16 protein-coding genes and 8 pseudogenes are annotated in these 20,201 nt (G+C 66.9%); 15 read left to right on the forward strand and 9 right to left on the reverse strand.

Features of this window, described 5'->3' with window-relative positions; translation table 11 throughout:
- Window positions 1–143 precede the first annotated feature (143 nt).
- On the forward strand, window positions 144–1,484 hold the full coding sequence (locus OG985_RS01005) for an FAD-dependent oxidoreductase (protein WP_371666490.1): 1,341 nt from the start codon (window positions 144–146) through the stop codon (window positions 1,482–1,484).
- 89 nt (window positions 1,485–1,573) lie between these two features.
- Here the strand turns inward: OG985_RS01005 and OG985_RS01010 are convergent.
- Window positions 1,574–2,817: pseudogene (locus OG985_RS01010) on the reverse strand (IS110 family transposase).
- A 643-nt stretch (window positions 2,818–3,460) separates the two neighbouring features.
- Here OG985_RS01010 and OG985_RS01015 point away from each other — a divergent pair.
- From OG985_RS01015 to OG985_RS01025, 3 genes and pseudogenes are all read left to right on the forward strand, one after another.
- Window positions 3,461–3,919 (forward strand): annotated as a pseudogene (locus tag OG985_RS01015) (transposase); the annotation flags it as partial.
- On the forward strand, window positions 3,850–4,242 hold the full coding sequence (locus OG985_RS01020) for a hypothetical protein (RefSeq protein ID WP_371666491.1): 393 nt from the start codon (window positions 3,850–3,852) through the stop codon (window positions 4,240–4,242). The pseudogene OG985_RS01015 and the gene OG985_RS01020, both read left to right, overlap by 70 nt.
- On the forward strand, window positions 4,179–4,436 hold the full coding sequence (locus OG985_RS01025; protein ID WP_371674209.1) for a transposase: 258 nt from the start codon (window positions 4,179–4,181) through the stop codon (window positions 4,434–4,436). Before OG985_RS01020 ends, OG985_RS01025 begins: the two co-directional genes overlap by 64 nt.
- Before the next feature lie 343 nt (window positions 4,437–4,779).
- On the opposite strand, the gene OG985_RS01030 is transcribed toward OG985_RS01025, so the two are convergent.
- Window positions 4,780–4,992, reverse strand: a complete 213-nt coding sequence (locus OG985_RS01030) for a hypothetical protein (RefSeq protein ID WP_371666492.1) — start codon at window positions 4,990–4,992, stop codon at window positions 4,780–4,782.
- Window positions 4,993–5,071: 79 nt separating this feature from the next.
- Between OG985_RS01030 and OG985_RS01035 the strand changes: the two genes are divergently transcribed.
- Window positions 5,072–5,542 carry a single-stranded DNA-binding protein gene (locus OG985_RS01035; RefSeq protein WP_371666493.1) on the forward strand — a complete coding sequence of 157 codons (471 nt, stop codon included), beginning with the start codon at window positions 5,072–5,074 and terminating at the stop codon, window positions 5,540–5,542.
- A gap of 524 nt (window positions 5,543–6,066) precedes the next feature.
- Here the strand turns inward: OG985_RS01035 and OG985_RS01040 are convergent.
- On the reverse strand, window positions 6,067–6,489 hold the full coding sequence (locus tag OG985_RS01040) for an SSI family serine proteinase inhibitor (protein ID WP_371666494.1): 423 nt from the start codon (window positions 6,487–6,489) through the stop codon (window positions 6,067–6,069).
- 326 nt (window positions 6,490–6,815) lie between these two features.
- Window positions 6,816–7,050, reverse strand: a pseudogene (locus OG985_RS01045) (IS3 family transposase); the annotation flags it as partial.
- 56 nt (window positions 7,051–7,106) lie between these two features.
- Between OG985_RS01045 and OG985_RS01050 the strand changes: the two are divergent.
- Window positions 7,107–8,300: pseudogene (locus OG985_RS01050) on the forward strand (ISAzo13 family transposase); the annotation flags it as partial.
- Window positions 8,301–8,626: 326 nt separating this feature from the next.
- On the opposite strand, the gene OG985_RS01055 reads toward OG985_RS01050, so the two are convergent.
- From OG985_RS01055 to OG985_RS01065, 3 genes are all read right to left on the reverse strand, one after another.
- Complete coding sequence (locus tag OG985_RS01055) at window positions 8,627–9,970, reverse strand: endonuclease domain-containing protein (RefSeq protein WP_371666495.1); 1,344 nt, start codon at window positions 9,968–9,970, stop codon at window positions 8,627–8,629.
- A gap of 67 nt (window positions 9,971–10,037) precedes the next feature.
- A complete protein-coding gene (locus OG985_RS01060) occupies window positions 10,038–10,229 on the reverse strand; it encodes a hypothetical protein (RefSeq protein WP_371666496.1) in 192 nt (63 codons plus the stop codon).
- A gap of 122 nt (window positions 10,230–10,351) precedes the next feature.
- The gene (locus OG985_RS01065) at window positions 10,352–10,633 is read right to left on the reverse strand and encodes a hypothetical protein (RefSeq protein WP_371666497.1); all 282 of its coding nucleotides are present in this window, start codon (window positions 10,631–10,633) and stop codon (window positions 10,352–10,354) included.
- Between the two features lie 340 nt (window positions 10,634–10,973).
- Here OG985_RS01065 and OG985_RS01070 point away from each other — a divergent pair, with 340 nt between their 5' ends.
- The 8 genes and pseudogenes from OG985_RS01070 to OG985_RS01105 all read left to right on the forward strand — a co-directional run bounded on the left by OG985_RS01070 (window position 10,974) and on the right by OG985_RS01105 (window position 15,627).
- On the forward strand, window positions 10,974–11,396 hold the full coding sequence (locus OG985_RS01070; RefSeq protein ID WP_371666498.1) for an ATP-binding protein: 423 nt from the start codon (window positions 10,974–10,976) through the stop codon (window positions 11,394–11,396).
- A 171-nt stretch (window positions 11,397–11,567) separates the two neighbouring features.
- A pseudogene (locus OG985_RS01075) lies at window positions 11,568–11,962 on the forward strand (IS6 family transposase); the annotation flags it as partial.
- Window positions 11,963–12,139: 177 nt separating this feature from the next.
- Window positions 12,140–12,622, forward strand: coding sequence for a transposase (locus OG985_RS01080; protein WP_371666488.1), 483 nt, complete (start codon window positions 12,140–12,142; stop codon window positions 12,620–12,622).
- 301 nt (window positions 12,623–12,923) lie between these two features.
- Window positions 12,924–13,208 (forward strand): hypothetical protein, encoded by a 285-nt coding sequence (locus tag OG985_RS01085; protein WP_371674210.1) that lies wholly within the window; start codon window positions 12,924–12,926, stop codon window positions 13,206–13,208.
- A 31-nt stretch (window positions 13,209–13,239) separates the two neighbouring features.
- Window positions 13,240–13,383, forward strand: a pseudogene (locus tag OG985_RS01090) (IS6 family transposase); the annotation flags it as partial.
- A 309-nt stretch (window positions 13,384–13,692) separates the two neighbouring features.
- Window positions 13,693–14,856, forward strand: coding sequence for an acyltransferase family protein (locus OG985_RS01095; RefSeq protein WP_371666499.1), 1,164 nt, complete (start codon window positions 13,693–13,695; stop codon window positions 14,854–14,856).
- A gap of 165 nt (window positions 14,857–15,021) precedes the next feature.
- Window positions 15,022–15,192 (forward strand): hypothetical protein, encoded by a 171-nt coding sequence (locus OG985_RS01100; protein ID WP_371674211.1) that lies wholly within the window; start codon window positions 15,022–15,024, stop codon window positions 15,190–15,192.
- A 123-nt stretch (window positions 15,193–15,315) separates the two neighbouring features.
- A complete protein-coding gene (locus OG985_RS01105; protein WP_371666500.1) occupies window positions 15,316–15,627 on the forward strand; it encodes a hypothetical protein in 312 nt (103 codons plus the stop codon).
- Window positions 15,628–15,725: 98 nt separating this feature from the next.
- Here the strand turns inward: OG985_RS01105 and OG985_RS01110 are convergent.
- Window positions 15,726–16,074, reverse strand: a pseudogene (locus OG985_RS01110) (transposase family protein).
- Window positions 16,075–16,744: 670 nt separating this feature from the next.
- Window positions 16,745–17,077: pseudogene (locus OG985_RS01115) on the reverse strand (transposase family protein); the annotation flags it as partial.
- Between the two features lie 1,069 nt (window positions 17,078–18,146).
- Here OG985_RS01115 and OG985_RS01120 point away from each other — a divergent pair.
- Window positions 18,147–20,168: a neutral/alkaline ceramidase gene (locus OG985_RS01120; RefSeq protein WP_371666501.1), complete on the forward strand. Its 2,022-nt coding sequence runs from the start codon at window positions 18,147–18,149 to the stop codon at window positions 20,166–20,168.
- The last annotated feature ends 33 nt before the right edge of the window (window positions 20,169–20,201 follow it).

Consider the following 20,201-nt stretch of genomic DNA (forward strand, 5'->3'; position numbering starts at 1 on the left):
CAAAATGCCGGTTCTACCCCTCCGAACAGCGCCCACCACTGTCGGCGATAACTGGATGGAGCCAGGCCGGCTAACCGTGACTGTCATGCTCTCGTCTTGCAGGCGACCTTCCCTTACCGCTCACCTGAACAGGATTCCTTCGCATGAAGTCACCGAACGAAATCGGGCGCCGCAGGCTGCTGCTCGGCTCGGCTCTCGCCATGGCCGTCACGGGGACGGTGGCTTCCTGTAAGCCGAGCACAACGCCAAGACGCGGCAACCGGGCGGTTCCGGAACCGGTGGCGTACCTACGAACGTCCTGGTCCATCGACCCCTTCGCCCATTGCTCCTACTCCTATCTTGCGCCCAGCAGCCTGGGTGCGCGGGCCCGCACAATGCTTGCTGCGCCGGTGGATGACCGTCTGTACTTCGCCGGTGAAGCGACGTCTTCCGAAGCACCTTCCACAGCCCATGGCGCCCTGGAAAGCGGACGACGCGCAGCCGCACAAGTCATCAGCGCCGCCGAAGAGGGCGAGCACATCGTGATCATCGGGTCCGGATTCGCCGGACTCGGCTGCGCTCGCGCTCTTGTCGACGAGGACTACCAGGTGACGGTTCTCGAAGGGCGAAATCGAGTCGGCGGGCGCATATGGACGCGGCACATCGCTGGAGCGCCTGCGGAGATGGGAGCATCCTGGATCCACGGCTCCTCGGGCAACGTCATGACTAAAATTCTCAGAGAAACCGGCGACCCGAGCTACACCTTCGACTATGAGAATTCCGCTGGCCAACATGAACACGCGATGCGTGAACTCGCCCACTATGAAGAGAAACTCGACGATGTCGATGATCCGAACGAAGTCACCGTCGCCTCCGTGATGCCGCACAGTCCTTCAGCCGCGCTGCGCACCGCGCTAAACATCAACTATCCGTTGGAGTACGCCGCGGAGCCGAGCCAGCTCTCAGTGGAGGCCACTCTCGAGGGCAGGGATCTGAGGGGCCCCGATCTTCTACTCCCGCGGGGCTACGACCGGATGCTCGCGCACGTCCGCGGCGATATCCCGGTGCGCATACGGCAGGTCGTCGCCAGCATTCAGTACGGCCCGCACGGGGTGAGCGTGACCCTGCGGGACGGCAACACCGTACAGGCCGACCGCGCGGTGATCACCGTCCCGATCGGCGTACTCAAGGCCGCAACCATCGCCTTCGAGCCGGCCCTGCCCGATGCCAAACAGAAGGCCATCAAAGCACTGGGAGCCGGTCTGCTCGACAAACTGTGGCTCGAATTCCCCAAGCCCTTCTGGGACAAAGACGTCGACGTCATCGAATGGTTCGACCCCAAGCACCCCAACCTATGGTCCTGGTGGGTCAACGGATACAAGGCCTTCGGCAAGCCTGTACTCCTCGGCCTCAACGGCGGCGATCAGGCTCACCAACTCGCCCGTGCATCCGACGACGAGGTCATCGACAGCGCAATGAGAGCCCTGCACCACATGCACTCCTGACGCGTAAATAGCAGCAGGTCAGGGTGGGGGTAGGCAGGGCTGGGTGCCCGGTGGCTGTGGCGCTCGCCGGGTGTCTGGGTGCGGGTCGGTCAGGCCGCGCCTTCCAGCGGGTTGAGGGTGACGGTGTAGCCGAGCTGATTGAGCGCACTGATCGCGCGGCGGGTGGCGCGTTCGGGGTCGCGCTGGGCGAAGTAGGTGCCGCCGAGCTCGTGGTAGGTGACGTTGTCGGTGAGCATGTGCCAGATCGCGGTGATGATCGAGTGCTCGACGGCGACCAAGGCTCGCATCGGGCCGCGGCGGGCGGTGAGCCGCTTGTAACGGGCCTGCAGGTAGGTGTCCTTGGTTCTCACCGCGCCGAGTGCGGCGAGTCCGAGGGCGCCTTTGAGATAGGGATGCCGGGTCGGACTTTGGTGCTCTTGGTTCGGCCGGCGGACTCGTGGTGGCCTGGGCAGACGCCGGCCCAGGACGCGAGGTGCCTGGCGGAGGCGAACCGGCTCATGTCCCCGCCGGTCTCCGCGATGATCACCTCGGCGACGGCCCGGTTGATCCCGGGGATGGTGTCGAGGAGGTCGAGCGAGGGACGAAAGGGAGCCATCGCCCCCTCGATCCGCTCGTCCAGCTGCCGGATCGCGTCGGTGAGCTGGTCGTAGTGGTCCAGGTGCAGCCGGGCCAGGAAGGCATGGTGGCTGCGGAAGCGTCCGGTCAGCGCCTCGGTCAGCTCGGGGATCTTGTTGCGGAGCTTGCGTTTGGCCAGCTCCGCGAGGACCTGCGGGCCGCGTTCCCCGCCGATGAGGGCTTCGAGCATGGCCCGGCCAGAGACCCCCATGATGTCGGAGGCGACCGCGGACAGCTTGATCCCGGTGTCCTCCAGCAGCTTCTCCAGCCGCTGCACGATCTGGCCGCGCTCGCGGGTCATCTGGGTGCGAGCCCGGGTCAGGTCTCGCAGCTCGCGCACCGGCTGGGGCGGCACGAACGAGGCCCGCACCAGGCCATGCGCACCGAGCTGGGCCAGCCAGGCCGCATCCGAGACGTCCGTCTTGCGGCCGGGCAGGTTCTTGACCTGCCGCGCGTTGACCAGGATCACGTTCAACTCCCCGGCCAGAAGGTAGTAGAAGAGCTTCCAGTAGTCCGACGTCGCCTCGATCACGACCAGGGTGACCTCGGCGGCGAGCAGGTGATCGCGCAGGGCGAGCACCGCGTTCGTCGTCGAACCCCACGTCGTGGTCTCGGTCGCGAAGGCCCCCCGCCGCTTGGTACTCGGGGTGCGGACACACGCCTTGGCATCCTTCTTGCTGATGTCCACACCGGCGCAGCGCTCGTGCAGCACATCCACGTCCCTGTCCCTCCCTCAACGGCCGAGTGGTACGCCGTTCCGGGGGGACCAAGGTGAATCAGGAATTCTGACGCACGTGCTCGCAGCAACACTCCACGGTTCCCGTGGACGGCCCCCAGCACCACGCTGACCTGCGAGCTCACCGGCATCACAGAGCATTCGGTTTCGGCCGGAACGAACCCCACCAGCGTCCCGCAGCGGTATCAGCCCGCGTCAGAGGCAGACGGAAGCACCCCAGCGCGCGCCACAGGATTTACCACGCCCCCGGCGCGCACCGACGGTGCGCTGGACCGCTGACTTGTTGAATCGACCCCAGACGCGCGATCTGCAGCCGTAGCGTCCAGGGTGCCGACCGGCACGGGCTCGCGTGACCTCATGCCGCCCCAACTCGGGCTGGCTCATGATGAGTTTGCCGCCGCCGGCCGGCACCCGCGCGGTGTGGCTCGACAGAGGCGTGACCAATGGACGCTGAGACTTCAAGTCAGAGTGCCCACCGCACCCCTCCCATCCCGTTCGACCTGGGCAAGGTGCACGTGATCACCATCGGTATCGATCCCCACAAGTCGTCCCACACCGCCGTCGCGTCGACGCCGCAGGACACCAGCTCGCCCAGCGCCGCTTCGTCGTCAACGCAGGGACCGGCCGGCAGCTGATGGGCTGGTGCGAGCGGTGGCCCGAGCACCGCTTCGCCGTAGAGGGTGCCAAAGGACTCGGCCGCAGCCTCGCCCAGCAGCTGGCCTCCACCGGCGAGCATGTGGTGGACGTGCCCTCCACCCTTTCCGCCCGGGCCCGGCTCCTGGCCACCGGCGGGGACCGCAAGACCGATGCAGCCGACGCCCTGCACGTCTCTCAGGTCGCCCTCTTCCGGCACGACCTGCGCAAGGTGGAGCCGGAGGACCAGTCGACGATCCTGCGGCTGCTGACCGAGCGGCACGATGACCTGGTCGACGAACGCACCCGCATCATCAACCGCCTCCATGCCGTGCTGACCTGGTCGACGAACGCACCCGCATCATCAACCGCCTCCATGCCGTGCTGCGAGACCTGCTGCCCGGCGGTGCCCCCATCCGTCTGTCCGCGGAGAAGGCCGCCGCCCTCATGAAGGGCATCCGTCCAGCCACGGCCACCGACTGCTGCCGCCGTGACCTCGCCTGGGATCTCCTCGCCGACCTGCGGCGCGTCGACCGGCAGGTCCGCGATAACGAAGGCCAGATGCGTGACGCCCTGGCCGCCGCCCGCACCGCGCTGACCGCTCTGCCCGGCGTGGGCACCGTGCTCGCCGCCAAGCTCCTCGGACACGTCGGCGACGCACGCGCTTTCCCACCGAGCACCACTTCGCCAGCTACACCGGTACGGCACCGCTGGACGCGTCCAGCGGCAAGAACACCCGCCACCGCCTCAACACCGGAGGCAACCGCGCGTTGAACTCCGTACTGCACATCATCGCGGTCTGCCAGATCCGCGACGGCGGCCGAGGTCAGGACTACTACTACCTGCGGAAGATCGCCGAAGGCAAGACGCCTGCAGAGGCCCGCAGGGCCCTCAAACGGCGCCTGTCGAACGTCGTCTACCGCACCCTTAAACGTGACCGCCATACGACTCTCGCTGCGGCCGCTTGACACACAGAGGCACTCATCAGTCCCACCTGACCCTCTGTCACCACACTCCGCATCTCGGGGACGACAGGACGTCCACGGCCGACACGCCGACTTCCGGAACCTGCCGGGACATCCTCTGTTGAGTCAGACCGTGGCCGGACACCGGGCCGGCGGCACACCCCGAGCGGGCCAGCCCCGAGAGGCGGCAGGAACCTCACGAGCCATCCAACCCAGCGTCCTAACGGAACGCTACGAGCGGCCAACCCGACCGCGCTCCGCTACGGCCAATACAAGTCGGAACCTCAAGGCGAAGCGACTCCGGGGTGAGGGTCGGCTGCGGGGGAACCTCGCCGCGACAACTGGTCTACCTGCGACGGGATGCCTGGGCGGCGGCCAGCAGATTCCGGATCTCGATGATGTGCCTACCGGTGCGCATCGCGATCCGGGCTGCCGACTCCCCACCCTGGTATGCGGCCACGATCGCCGCGGTCAGGTTCCGGCGAGCCGTGTGGACGGCTTCCTGCGCATCGTGCAGTGCCTGGGCTGCCGTCTCCAGCGTGTGCTCCTCGCTCGTCATACGGTCATCGTGCCAGCCAGGGTGCAGGGCCGGTACGGTGGGCGTATTGCGGTGAGCGGACGGCAAAGAGGGTGGCGGTATGGCGGGCGAGACGCTGGTGACGGTGGTGGGCAACCTGACCGCCGACGTGGAACTGCGCTACACCAACTCCGGTATCCCGGTGGCCGGGTTCACCGTGGCATCCACCCCCCGCGTCTTCGACCGTGACCGCAATGAGTTCGTCGACGGGCAAACCCTTTTCCTGCGCTGCTCGCTGTGGCGACAGGCCGGCGAAAATGCCGCGCAGTCGCTGGCCAAGGGGATGCGTGTCATCGTTCAGGGCCGCCTCAAACAACGCACTTACGATGGCAAGGAAGGCCAGCGCCGCACCGTCCTTGAGATCGACGTCGAGGAAGTCGCCGCATCCCTGGCGCATGCGACCGCGACCATCACCAAGACCTACCGCCCAGGAATGCCCGCCCAGGGCCAGCCCGCCCCAACGGCCAGACCCGACTCCGCTCCAGCACAGTCGCCGTCGAGCCCGGCTCCCGCGGAACCGCACCCGTTCTGACCAACAGCTGACCAGTCCCAGAACGCCTGACACGGATCGTCCAATAGGGCCAGAGCATCGTCCAGAGACCTGGGCCCTTGCCCCAAGGCCGGGTAGCTACTGGCTTCGGCGCTTCGGGGTCTGGATCTGTGTCGGGACCAGTGACGCGGTCCGTCCGAGCGGGGGTTAGCCAGGTCAAGCCCCAAGGACGGCTTGCGTAGAGGGCAGAAGGCCGCTTCAGCGGGGCCGCAGGGGGGTAGAACCGGGAGGTGATGGGTGCTCGGCCCGTACCCCCACAGTACGGGCCGAGCAGCATGAAGCGAGCTGATGCCTGCTGTGATACTCCCCAGTTCCACAGGGCAGACAACTCGCCTCCTGTCGAACTGCTCATGCCTGGGACGAGCAGTTCGAACTTTGAGGGTTGTGCTCACCGGAGGGCGCTGCGGGAGATGAGCGGACCCAAGACACGGAAAAAACAGGACGAGAGGCTGGGCAAGTAGCGGCGGCGAGCGGTATCAGGTCACGTTGGAAAGCCGGCTCCGGGATCATGTGGGCGGCGGGTGGCGTGGCTGCGCCCGGGTTTCAGAAGGCGGAAGACGGTGTTCGCGCTGATGGCTGCGTCCTTCTCGCAGGCGTTGGCGAAGGTGAGCTCCAGGGATCGTCACGGGCCGGTAGGTCTTTACGCAGGGCCGGTCGTCCGCAAGGGAGAGAAGAGTGCCGACGTCGCCGGCCGTAGCTCTTTGCATGCCACAGCAGGCAAGGGGTGGGTTCCTGTAGGGCGCGGCGCGCGCACAGCTGAGAGTCACCGCCCGCTCGACAACGGCGTGGGCCCCCTCACCACGGGAGGTAGTCAAGACGAGCGCCGAGGGCGCATACAGGCCGAAAGACTCAGCGTGAGCGGACGGAACGACCACCGCAAGCCCGGCCGCAGCGAGCGCCGTCGCAGCGAGGCCCGTGAATTTACGCATGAAGGGTTTGCTCCTCCTTTAAGAGTGCCGAGGTCGAAGTGGAGTGAGTCTGTCGTACCCGAGGCACCACCATCACCCGGACCGCCTCCTTCCAGACGCACGATGGACGCGGGCAGCCAGTGGGAGAACAGGAGAGGATATGTGCAGGTCGTGGGGGACTTGAAAAAGTCACGAAGGAATGTATTCAGCTACCTCGAACATGACTTGCTCTAGTCTTTGCTTGAGTAAGCCCTTCCTTTTAGTGCCAGGTTGGCCAGAAGTGGGCAAGCTGAGAGACACCTGGCACGTGTTGCCGGTCACACCCGAACCGTACGGCCGAGACCTCACAGCACCCCAATATCGCCGACGTACTTCGCGTTCACCGTGGATGCGGTGAAATCGCGGCCGATCAGGTCCGGGGCCTTCACCGCGGCCGGGTCCGCGACGGTGGTGCGGTGCCGGCGCCGCAGACGCACTCCGGCGAGCCCGACGGCCCGCACGACGCGGGCGACGCGGGCGACGCGCTTGTGGTTCACGGCCTGGCCGCCGTCGGAGTTCGGCAGTAACCCTGGGGACACCGTAAGGGCTCGTAGCGAAACAAGTTATGAATCAGTCGCGCGGCGCGTACGTTTCCTGCTATGCCGATCGATATGGAGTCCCTGGCCCGGCGCTACGAGGCGATCCGGGATCACCTGACCGAGCGGCAGCGACGGTTGTGGCTCGGCAACGAGGCTCGTGAGCTGGGTGGCGGCGGTGCACGGATCGTCTGTGAGGCGACCGGGGTGTCCCAGGACACGATCCGACGGGGCCGCGGGGAACTGGACGATCCGCAGCCGCTGGCGGTCGGGCGGTCCCGGGGCCGGGAGGCGGCCGCAGACGGGCCGAGGTCCTGGACCCGCAACTGGCCGTGGACCTGGATGCCCTGGTCGAGCCGGAGACTCGTGGTGATCCGATGAACCTCGCTGCGCTGGACCACGAAATCGCTGTCGCACCTGGTTGCCGAGCTGGTCAATCGGGGACACCGGTGCACCGAGAACGTCGTGGCCCGACTGCTGCACGAGGCCGGCTACTCCTTGCAGGGCAACGCCAAAACCGTCGAGGGCAAGCAGCACCCCGACCGCGACGCCCAGTTCCGCTACCTCAACGATCAGGTCAGGGCGGCCCTCGCTGCCGGACAGCCCGTCGTGTCCGTGGACTGCAAGAAAAAGGAACTGATCGGGAACTTCAAGAACGTCGGCAAGGAATGGCGACCGCCTGGGGACCCGGTGAAGGTCAACGTCCACGACTTCCCCGGACCGGCCGGCAAAGCCATCCCCTACGGCGTCTACGACATCGGCGCCAACGCCGGCTGGGTCAGCGTCGGCATGGATCACGACACCGCCGCGTTCGCCGTGAACACCCTGCGGACCTGGTGGAACAACGTCGGCCGGGCCGCATATCCGCAGGCCACGACACTGACGATCACCGCGGACAGCGGCGGATCCAACGGCAGCCGACTACGGGCCTGGAAGACCGGGCTGGCTGCCCTCGCCGCCGAGACCGGCCTGTCGATCACCGTGCTGCACCTGCCGCCGGGTACTTCGAAGTGGAATCGCATAGAGCACCGGCTGTTCTCCGCAATCACCATGAACTGGCGCGGGACACCACTGACCAGCCACGAGGCCGCCGTTTCCCTGATCGGTGCGACGACGACCGAGACCGGCCTGACCGTGTCCGCGGCCCTGGACACCGGTGTCTACCCCACAGGCATCAAGATCAGCGACAAGGCCATGAAGGCCCTCCCGCTGACCCGTCACGAAACCCACGGCCAGTGGAACTACACCATCAGCCCACCCGCCGACACTCCCGAACCCGCAGACGTTAAATCACACTGAGCCCTAAGTCCCGTCCGAGTCCCGGGGGACGTGGCGCATCCGGGCCGCGAGCCGGGCGGTCCGCCGCCTGGCGGGCGGACCGCCCGGGGGCGGTGCCGCGCCAGGAAGAGAAGCTGGACTGGGTGATGCCGAGGATGGTGCACAGCCGCTGCCGTGCAAGCAGAATGCAGAACTGCGGCAGGAGCGGGGCCCGACCGGACCGTACGACGCCAGGCCAATGCGGCCCGTCACCCCCAGCCGGGCGGGTACGGGCTGGGGTTGATGCAGGGTCACTTGTCGTTCGTTCAGAACAGCGCCAGGCCTTCACCCCTGGTGTCGGCGATGACCGGCCGGGACTGGGCGGGCAGGTCGTCCAGGCGGTCGGGTCCGGCCGCGGCGGCCACGGCCGGGGCGGCCTGTGCCAGCCAGATGCGGAACTGCTCGGCGGCTTCGCGGTAGGGGACTCGCGCCAGGACCCGGTGCTCGCCGGAAGGACAGAAGTCGACGGCAACCGTGAGCAGGCAGGATCCGGGTGCGTTGTGGTCGCCTGTCCAGGACACGCGCAGCACCCCGCAGGGTTTGCGCCTGCTGGAGCCGCGGGGTGCGCGGTGGGTGGGGCGCAGCGGTCGGCAGGCTATGTGGGCGGTCCAGGCGGCGAGGTGGGCCAGTGGCAGGGTGGTGCGGGCGCGGCAGCCGCAGCAGCGGTGCCAGTGAGGCAGCCAGTCGGCGACGTCGGTGTCGAAGAGGCGTGTGTAGTGGCCAGCCACGCGGATGTCGTTGCTGTACAGGTGGTCGGGCCGTTCCTGCGTGTTACAGGAGTGACAGACCGGGGCGCGGACATAGCCGTGTTCATGGCAGTGATCCAGGACCGCGGCGGGTGCCGTGCGGCAGACAGCACAGGCCCACCCAGCCACCTTGCCGGAGATACCAGGCTTCCTGCTGAGTACCGAGTACAACCGGCCCTTCAGCTCCCCGTTGTACAGACGCAGTGCGGTGGCCGGGCCGTTCGTGGTCGTCGTCTCTGGGCCGTCGGCGGTTTGAGCCTGCCGGTGGGAGGAGGGCGGTTCAGTCACGGCCTCACCTGGCTGCCGTACGGCTTGCAGCCACTGCCTTTCGGCATGCCCGGCGGCGTCCAGCAGCCTGACCACAGAGCGCGGCAGCCACCATGACCCCGCAGTCCGCCCGTCGGGCTGCTCTACGAGTATCCGGCGCCAGTCGACCCCCGCCGGGTGGTACGACTGGCCGCCTTCACCTCGTGCCGCCCCCTCAGGGCCAGGCTCCTGCAGTTCCCCGGCCACACGCTGACGCCACCGCAGCAGCATCCCCTCCATACGCTCCTGCCGCGGCAGGCCACGGAACGGACCGATACGGACCAGGTCCCGGCGGTCCACCTCCACCGCGCACAGTGCCGCAGCCGCCCGGCGCACCTCCATCTCCACAACACTCCACTGCTCGGCACCTGCCTTCACCGCCGCCACCACACGACCACCGAGCAGGACATACCCCAGCCGGGCATCAGCAGGAGAGCAGGTGAACGGTGCAGAAGCCGTCGGGACAGCACTATCGGCCGTTAAGCTGGCCCACAAGGCGTCCGCAGCGCTCAGGGAGATCAGGCCGCCGCCACTGCCCGGGATGACACGCTCTGACATATCAGCAGGCTAACGGCGAGCAGCGGCACGTGAAGCTGGTGATCAACATCGGCATCGTGCTGTGCGGTCAGCGTACCGGCCACGGGGAGCGGCGGGTGAGGGTCGTCCACTCCTCGTCCGCCCGGCCGGGCACGGCCCGCCCGGCGCCGGCCCACCGGGCGGCGAGTTCAGTGAAGATCGGCTCCAGCTCGGGGCGGGAAACCGCACTGCCACTGTGCTGGGCGCCGGGAAGGGACGGAAGCCGCATCGTCTTGGTCACACCGGATTCAACGTCTTCCGCACCATCCCAGTCACCCACGGCCGGGGCGGGCCTCGTGGAGGCCCGCGCGGACAACAGCGGCCGCAGCCACCGCGCGCGTTTCCGATCCCGAGTGGTGGGGTCTACGCGATGTTCGTAGCGAACAGGCGTTGCATCGCCGTGGATACTCCGGTCACCTCCAGCGCGATACCCACCTTCTGGCACATGCGGTGGGCCCGGAGGGCGGCGCTGAGCGTGGCGGGTGCCGGCTCCCCAGCGGGAACGCTGAGGATCACGCAGCGGGGCCGGCAGGCACGGACGAAGGCCTCGATCTCCTGGACGGCCGCGGCCCGCGTGGCGATGTCGAGATTGCAGTGCAGGGTCACCCGCAGCACGTCGCCGTCCAGGCTGTGACTGAGCAGCATGATGGCCTCCACTCCGGCGGTGAACTCACCCCCGTATTCCCGCTCCGGCCCGGCCCGGGGTTGTCTGACCTGGCAAGGATGACAGCCAGGGCGCGTCACCGCAGCTCACGGCGCGCCCTGCGACCAGCAACCGGCCAGGGGAAACAACGGCATACCAAACCACCGATTTTTGGTTTTGGGTATGGACTGCTCAGGGAGCCTGCGCTCGACGGGAGTGTGCTGGAAGTACCAGAAGAAGCATTCCGGCCCCCTTCCGGACAGGCAGTGATCTTGATGACGACCACCACGATCTCCCGCAGCCGGCAGCCCCGCGCCGCACGCCGCCGCGGCCGGTGCGCGCGTGTTCAGCCTGCCACTGGAACACGGACCGCTCGCACCGGCCACCGCCCGCCGTGCCGCCCGCCCCATCCTGGCCTCCTGGGGACTGGACGAAGACCAGCTCTACGACGCCCTGCTGGTCATCTCCGAACTGGTCACCAACGCCGTCACCCACGCCCTGCCCCCCGTCGCCCTGCACCTGCACACCACCACCAACGGCCCAGGCCGCGTCCAAGTCCACGTCAGCGACGGCGGCCCCCACACCGCCTCCCCCACCACCAGCTGGGCCACCACCCGCCCCACAGACGAACACGGCCGCGGCACCACCATCATCACCACCCTCGCCCACCACACCGGCACCACCCCCAACACCAACAACGACAACGACACCAACACCGACACCGACGGTCTCATCGACCACTGGGCCGACCTCGGCGCCGCCTGACCCCACCAGGCATCCTGGAAGAACCCCGCCCCACACGCGGGAGCACCAGGAAGCCAGCCAGCCCTGGCCCACCCGAACATCTCCGGAGGCGGCCATGCGAGCGGACCAACTGCTCCAGACCCACACCCTGTGGCACGGAGACACCGTCCTGCTCCGCCTGACCGGAGAACTCGCGGCGTCATCGTCTCGTATGAGACGGTGCGCCGGTGGTGCCTGAAGTTCAGCCAGGCCTCCTACGCCAACGGCCTGCACCGCCGGCGCCCCCGGCCCGGCGAAAAGTGGCACCTGGACGAGGTCTTCATCAGGATAAACGGAGACAGAAGTAGCTGTGGTGGGCCGTCGACCAGGACGGCGATGTGCTCGACATCCTGGTCCAGAACCGGCGCGACAAGGCCGCGGCCAGGCGTTTCTTCCGCAGACTCGTCAAGGAGACAGGCACGGTACCGCGGGTGGTCGTCACCCACAAGCTCCGCTCCTACGGAGCCGCCCACTGCGAGGTAATGCCGTCGATGGAGCACCGCTCCCACAAAGGGTTGAACAACCGGGCCGAGAACTCGCACCAGCCCACTAGCTAGTGCTGGATTCCGCTTTGGTTGGGTATATGTCTTGGTGGCGGGGTAGTTGATGGTGCTCGGGGGCGGGTGCTGGGCATGGTGTTATGGGCACGGCCGGGCTGTGACGAGGACGAACGGGCAGTTGTCCGTCGGTTGTCGCGGGCGCGGAAGGCGCCGCGGGATGTGGTGATGCGGGCCCGGATGATCGACCTGAGCTGGTCGGGGCTGCGGGTGCCGGCGATCGCGGTGGAGCTGGGCTGCAGCGAGAAAACGGTCCGCTGCTGGCTGCACCGCTTCAACCGCTCCGGGCTGGAGGGGCTGGATGATCTGGGCGGGCAGGGCCGCAAGCGGCGGATCACCGAGGCCGAGCGATCCCGGATCATCGCTCTGGTCAAACAGGTGCCGCCGGGCCGGCTGCGGTGGGAGCCGGGCGGGGAACTGTGGGCGGCCGACGAAGCCGGGCCGGCCGAGTGGACGCTGGACTCCCTGGCCGCCCAGGCCCGGCAGCTGGGTATCGAGGTCGGCCGCTCCCAGGTGCGCAGGATCCTGGTTGCCGAGGGGGTGCGCTGGCGCCGTACCCGATCCTGGACCCGTTCAAAGGACCCGGACTTCGCGGGAAAAGGACGCGGATCATCGGCCTCTACACCCAGCCACCCGACGGCGCGACGGTGATCTGCGCTGACGAACTGGGGCCGGTGATCCCCCGCACTTTTCCGCCCGCACCGGGCTGGTCACCCGACGGGCACCGGATCAAGTCCGAGCTCGACTCCGGCCGCGGGCCAGAAAAGACCTGGGTCTACGGGGCTTTACGCATCCGGGACGGCCAGCAGATCACCATGGCCGCATCCTCCCGCAACAGCGTCTTCTACCAGCAATTCCTTCAACTGGTCGAGGACGCCAATCCGGCCTCGAGGACGCCAATCCGGCCGGTGAGATCTGGATCGTCACCGACAACCTGTCCTCCCACAACAGCCTGTCCACCCGGACCTGGCTGGAGGACCACCCCCGCATCCACCACGCGTTCATCCCGGTCGGCGCCTGCTGGCTGAACCTGCAGGAAGGCTGGTGGCGGATCTTCCGCAAGACCGCCCTGGCCGGACGGTCCTTCGCCAACCCCGACGACATCACCCAGGCCACAGCCGTAGCCACCCGGCAACTCAACGCCCGAGCCCGCCCCTGGATCTGGGGCCGGCCAGCCCCGCCCACCCGCCAACTACGACGCCGATATGCGTACATCCAAAGAGGAATGCAGCACTAGGTAACGCGAAGGCGCGATGAAGGGCTTCTAGGTCGGCGAAGCCCAACGGTTCGTGGCCGCGTTCAGCGGCATATCACCCCACTTCCGGCCCGGCCGCCACCGCCTCGAGATGACCATTCGATTCACGATCTGGGACCAGATCACCGGCGCCGCCGGCCTGCCCGCCGCGGCCTGACCGAGAACTGACAGCCGACTCGACCACGCCCTGACGCACCGCCAGACGCCACACCCACGACAACGTGACGACGCCGGCGCTTGAACATCCATAGGGGCATCAACGCCCCGTGGAGAATTCCTACAACTGCGGTGACCTAGATTCGATAAGCGGCTCTGGCGCATAGCGATCAATTGAGCATTATGTACTCGCGCCAAGATCGGCTCCAGCCGTCAGCATTCGAACAGGCCTTTCCCTCTTGATCTCGAAACGGACTGCATGAAGAATGCTTCAGGTCCCTCATCTGGGCTGGGCGAACCACCCAGACGCGTGACGTCCGGCCGGGGCTTCCCGTCCGCTGCCGCACGCGGCGGCCGGGTCGACGGGCTCGACGGCCTGAGGACAGTGGCGGTGGCGATGGTCCTCGTCTACCACGTCAGGCCGGACCTGCTGCCCGGCGGCTCGGTCGCGGTGGACGTGTTCTTCACCATCAGCGGGTTCGTCATCACCCGCCTGCTGATCGCCGAGTACTCCCGCACGGGCGGCATCGACCTGCGACGTTTCTACCGGCGGCGCCGGCAGAGACTCGTCCCCGCCCTGCTGGCCGTGTGCGCGGCGTGCGTCGTGCTGTCGCTGACCACATCGCTGTGGGCCTTCGACGGCGCCTCGGCGGCGGCCGGACTCGCGGCGGTCTTCGTCGTGAACATCGTGCGGGCCGGGGACGACGGCGCGTACTCCGACGTGACTGGTCCGCTGGCGCACACCTGGTCCCTCAGCGTAGAGGAGCAGTTCTACCTGCTGTGGCCGCTCGTCCTGCTGTTCCTGCTGCGGCGGTTCCGGGCCCGCACGGCCCTGGTGTGGACGGCCGTGCTGTGCGCGGCGCCGGTGCTGTGGCGGTACACGCTGTGGAACCCGGACGCGGCCCACCGCATCTACAACGGCACCGACACCCGCGCCGACCAGCTGCTCGCCGGCGCCCTGGTGGCCGTCGTCCTGGCCCGCCTCCACGCGGACGGCCCCCGGCTGGAAGCCCTGCGCGGATGGGCCGGCCGACTGGCCCCGCCGGCCCTGGGCCTGCTGTGCATGGTCGCCTGGAAGGTACCCGTCACCGGTGACGAGGGCGCCTGGACCGCCGCCTGGTACACCGTCGGATTCCTGGCGGTCGCGATGGTGTCCGCGACGCTCGTCACGGGACTCGAACTGCGCCGCGACGGACACCTCTCACGGCTTTTGTCCCTGGCTCCGCTCGCCTGGACGGGCCGCAATCTCAGCTACGGCATGTACTTGTGGCACTACCCGATCGTGCGCCTGCTGGCCTCCCTCGGCGTACAAGACGGCCGCCTGTCGGCCACGGTCGTGCTGTCCACCGCCATGGCCCTCCTGTCGTACGCCGTCATCGAGGCACCTCTCCAGCGCCGAGCCCGACGGCTCGGCTCGGTGCCTGGACACTGCTCGGCGCTGGGCACCTCGACAACAGCACCTCCCCCGACATAGCCCGCTGCCGACCGAGGCGGCCAACAGCGTCACACCGCCGAACCCGAGGACTGCGATCGCACGGGCTGCGGCCTGGGCCGGTGCGCGACGCGCTGCTGGCGCTGCCGCGCGAGGTGGTGATGCCGCAGGCGTACGTGCGGTGCAGAGCGCGTACCGACGGCGCTCATCGAGCAACTCGCATCCGGCGGCCAGCTCCTCGTGCACGTCACCAGCGCGTCGCCGTCATGGCCGGGCCTCGCCGTCGTGGAGCGCACCTGCGACGGGCGGATCGCGGCGGAGCTGCGGGCCGTGGAGTTCGCGCACCGGGCAGGCCACGGCATGGAGCGGATTGGCTGAGCGAGGAATTCCGCCAGCACATCAACGCCGAGCCGGGCACCCGGACTCAGCGAACCATACTGACACCGCCGGCCGACCGACCGGAGCCTATGGCTGGCCGCGTACCACCTCCTCGGCGGGCTGGTGCGGGACTTCAGCGCCGAGCATCTGGTGATCGGCGCGCCCGCCTGCGGCTCGTGGCTGCGCGTGGAACCGGTGGGCCACAAGCGCTGGAACGTCACCACCCAGGGGCCGCGCGACATCTGGAAGGCACTTCAGGACCTGGCGGCCCGGTGGCGGGCGGCCGGCAGCCCCAGCCGTACCGCCTCCACCTCGATCCGAACGGCGGCCAGCGGGCAGCCTCGGCGTGCGACCGCCGGTGTCGGAGATCCGGCGCTCGTAACGACTGTGGACCCGGGCCGACGAAGCCCCGCAGCTAGAGCAGGCAGCCGATAGCTCGCTGCCTCGGACCTGCAGCCGCACCGTCCGGCCGCTCACCCTGACGAAGTCGACGTGGAGCCTGACGAAGTGCGGGAACAGAACAGTGAGCTTCTTCAGCGTTGCTTCTCCAGGGTGAGGACGGCCTTGGCGATTGACGTGAGTGTGTTGGGGCTGACGCGGGCTTTTGCGGAAGATCCGCCAGGCTTTGAGTCGTGCGAAGGCCCGTTCGACGGGCGAGCGGAGTCGGGCGTGTGCCCGGTTGACGGCCTTCTCTTTGACGGTGAGCTCACGGTTTCGGTGTCTTTTGACGGGTGTGGCGAACGTTCCGCCGGCACCCTGGTACGCCTTGTCCGCGAGGGCGGGGATCTTCAGTCGCTCGCGTAGGTACACGAGCGTGATGAGGGCCCGCTGAGAGGCCGGCAGTTTGCACCGGCGGTCACCCTCGCGGGTGATGATCAGCATCGTGACCTACTCCACGAGGGCATGCGGAAGGTCGAGTGCGGCAGGATAGGTAACCAACAAGGCTCCCTGACAAATGAGTTGAGACGTGAGATCTCTCGCTCAACTGTCCGGGAGCCTTGTCCGTTACGAGCCCTTGTCTGTCACCCGATCGGTGGCCAACTCGAAGAAGCTCAGTGATGAGCTCAGCAACAGTCACCCAGCATGATCACGAGTCTTCATGATCGACATCTCGGGTTTCACGGAACTGATGCTGTTGGTGATCTCTAGGCCGTCAGCCTTTGGCAGAGCTGCCGGAAGTGGCTTGGTGGTCGTAGTGAAGCCGATGTGGTGCCGGGCGGGAAGCATTCGCTGAGTCGGACGATGAACCGCCCCGGGTTCGGTAGAGATCTCGGTTGGTGGTCGTGACCTGGGGTTTCGTGGTTGTCAGGTAGTAGTCGGTTTCGTACTCGACGGGTGGGACGTGGCCTATCTCACCGTGCAGGCGTCGGTGGCAGTACCAGTCGACCCACTCGGCGGTGGCCAGCTCGACCTGGCTGACGGTCCGGCCGGCGGCGGTGACGGCGGACAGCAGGTGGGCGGCGGGCCCGGTATCGGTGCGCGATCCGCGGGCACTCTTGCCGTCCACCGCGACCGTCTCCGCCCCGGCCGGGCCGTGTCCGAGAAAGTCGGCGAGGGCGCCGGGACACACCAGGACCAGCACCCGGCGCAGAGTGGAGAGCGAGGCCGCACGGCGTACCTGGAGAGGCCCGCGTGCATGAAACCCCGGGCGGGCGAGGGTGTCCTGGGGTGCGTGGCGGGCCCACTCGCCGATGGCCAGGTAGGAGCGGGCGCCGGCCAGGACCGCGCACGCGGCGGTCAGTAACACCGAGGTGAGCGTGTGGCGGCGTCCGCGCCGGCCACGGGGATCGGCCAGGGCACCCAGCCGGGCAGCCGTGTCCGACAGCTCACGCTGCTGACGGGTGGGCGACTTGATCAGACAGATGGTGGCAGACTGGCGGCACATCGAAGCTCCGGTGGTCGGGCGACTTGGTAGGTCTCCCTGATCATCGGAGCTTCGTTGCGTGCGGCATTGCCGGAGTGAAGGTTCGTCACATCCCTGTGACCTGCTGGTTCTCGCAGCCGTAAGGACTTTGAATCAGCCCTGATCCACGGGCCGGCCAACTCGACGATGAGCGCCCCGAGTCGACGCCTCGAGATGCCGTGCAGATGCGATGCAAGAGAGCCGTACGGGCCAAGGATCGCTTCACAACCATCCCAACCCGTACGGCTCTCCTCACGTTCCCCACCAGCCAAAACCGCTTTCGTACACCACACCGTTACTCCAACTCGCCTGCAGCATCATCTGTTTGAGGCGACTCAGAACCTCATTGTGAAACGATCAGTAAGCCGCCCGCAGGAAAGGTTCCGCTCTTCCGATAGTGGGCATAACTAGAACACGTCCGCCTATACGATTCCGGCGATACGGTACATGCCTACAGCCCTGTGGTCGCCGTGAATGCAATTGGCATGTGAGTTCAGCCGTTCCATGCAAGATCCGCCCCGCATTGGGAATGTGCCACAGTCTGATGGTCAATGGCACAACCTTGCTCTGATAGTCGACGGCTTGCCGAGCAGGGCAGATGTCGTGCTGTGATCTCGGCGTCGGCAGGCCCGCTATCGCAGTGACGTTGATCAGTGGCAGGGCGCCACCTTTGATCCTGTGCAAGTTTCGATGTGATCAACGTTGCCGACTCCGGCGGCCAGCAGCACCGGATATTTCTTCACCTTCGACAAGATTATTCTTGCGCATCTCGCGCAGCCTGGAAGAGAGTCCGGTGCCGCATATCAAGTTCCTGCCACTGTGGAATAGATACAAAGATCTTGAAATCCGATCCTTCCGTATCGGCCAACGTCGCTCTGATAGGAGGTCTGCCGAGATCGCACCAGTACATCTGCCCTGTTCAGCAAGCTATCGACCGGCGCAAGCAGAGTGACGTTGCACGTAGCGGCAGGCTGGTATTCATCGGCAGTTGCGAGTGGTCAGTGCCCTCCGGAAACGAGACCCCCTAACCCGACAGGAGAGGACTGCGCTCATGTCAATGAGTAGGAGGCGTCTACTGACCGGTGTAGCCGGCCTGTCGGTCGCCGCCCACGTGTTCAACTCCGCGGCGCCCGTCGCGGCACAAGGCGAGTATCTGGTCGGGCGCGGGATCTCGGATGTGACCGGGCCAGGGGCCGAGAACGGCATGATGGGTTACTCCTTGACCCAGCAGAAGACCACCGGGATCCATATTCGCTGCAGGGCTCGGGCGTATGTAGTGGTGGATTCTTCGGGCCGACGCGTCGTGTTCGTCACCGCCGATCTGGCTGCGATCTTCCAATCCGTGCATCAGGGTGTGCTGGCACGGCTGGCGAAGATGTACGGGGGCCTCTACACCGATCAGAACGTTCTGCTGAATGCCACGCACACACACTCCGCGTCTGGTGGCGAATCACATTACGCGCTGTACAATCTTGCGATCCTCGGATTCCAGCAGCAGACCTTTAGCAGCGTTGTCACGGGGATCGTCGAGGCGATCAGCAAAGCGCACAACGATCTCGAGCCTGGAAGCATGATGATCGGGCGCACTGAGCTCACCGACGCCAGTGTCAACCGGTCGAGGGTGGCGTTCGAGCGCAACCCTGCAGAAGACAGGACGCAGTTCCCGTTGGCGATCGATCCCGCTGTGACGGTGCTGCGGTTCAGGCAGGGCGGTCACGATGTCGGTTCGATCAACTGGTTTGCTACGCATGGCACGTCGATGACGGGTGCTAACCGGCTCATCAGCGGTGACAACAAGGGCTACGCCGCCTATGCGTGGGAGCATGACTACGCCGGGGTTCGCTACCTCGATGGTGTGCCTGGTTTCGTCGCGAGCTTTCCGCAGACCAATTCCGGGGACATGTCGCCGAATCTGAACCTTCGACCGGGGTCGGGACCGACGGAGAACGAGTTCGAGAATACTCGGATCATCGGCGACCGCCAGTTCCGTGCGGCACTGCGCGCATTCGGCTCGGCGACCGAGCAGGTCACCGGAGGGGTGGACTCCCGGCTGTGCTATGTGGACATGTCCGCGGTGGCGGTGGCCGGGCAGTACACGCCGGACGGGAGACTGCACTCGACGTGTACAGCCGCGATCGGCGTATCCATGCTGGCGGGCAGCACCGAGGATGGACCCGGAATCCCCGTGCCGGAAGGTGCCAAGAACCCGCTCGTCGAGGCGCTCGGCGGACTGGACGCGCCGATCCCGCAGGCTCTTGCCGATGCCCAGGCTCCGAAGCTCGTGGCCCTGCCCACCGGGGCAATGCGGCCATACCCATGGACACCAGATGTGCTGCCGTTGCAGATCCTTCGCATCGGTCAGCTGCACCTCGTCGCGGGACCCGCCGAGTACACGATCGTCGCCGGGCTGCGTATCCGCCGAACCGTGGCCGCGGAACTTGGTGTCCCGCTAGAGCACGTGCTCCTCCAGGGGTACGCCAACGCCTACAGCCAGTACGTCACGACACCCGAGGAGTACGACTCCCAACAGTACGAGGGCGGATCGACACTCTTCGGCCGCTACACCCTCCCCGCCTACCAACAGGAGTTCGCAAAACTCGCGGCCTCGCTCCGCACGGGAACGTTCCCCGACCAAGGCCCCGTCCCACGTGACCTGTCCGGAAGTCAGCTCAACTTTCAGACTGGCGTCGTCTTCGACGACCCGACGCCGTTCAGGAACTTCGGTGACGTCCTCACTCCGCCCAAGAGCAGCTACCGTCGCGGTGAGCGGGTCTCAGTGGGGTTCGTCACCGGCCATCCCAAAAACAACCTGCACCGCGGCGGAACCTTCCTCGAAGTACAACGTCTCACCGGTGGACAGTGGATCCGCCACGCCGACGACGGCGACTGGGCCACGAAATACCGCTGGACTCGCACCCTCGGCGCCACCTCCACCGCAACGATCACCTGGGACATCCCCGCGGACACACCCGTCGGCACCTACCGCATCCTCCACCACGGCGACTGGAAAAACGGACTCACCGGCCACATCACATCCCTCAGCGGCACCTCACATGCATTCACCATCTCTTGAAACCTCCGCGCCGCGCAGAACCCGTAACCGCGA

Source organism: Streptomyces sp. NBC_00289 (assembly GCF_041435115.1).
Taxonomy (GTDB): domain Bacteria; phylum Actinomycetota; class Actinomycetes; order Streptomycetales; family Streptomycetaceae; genus Streptomyces.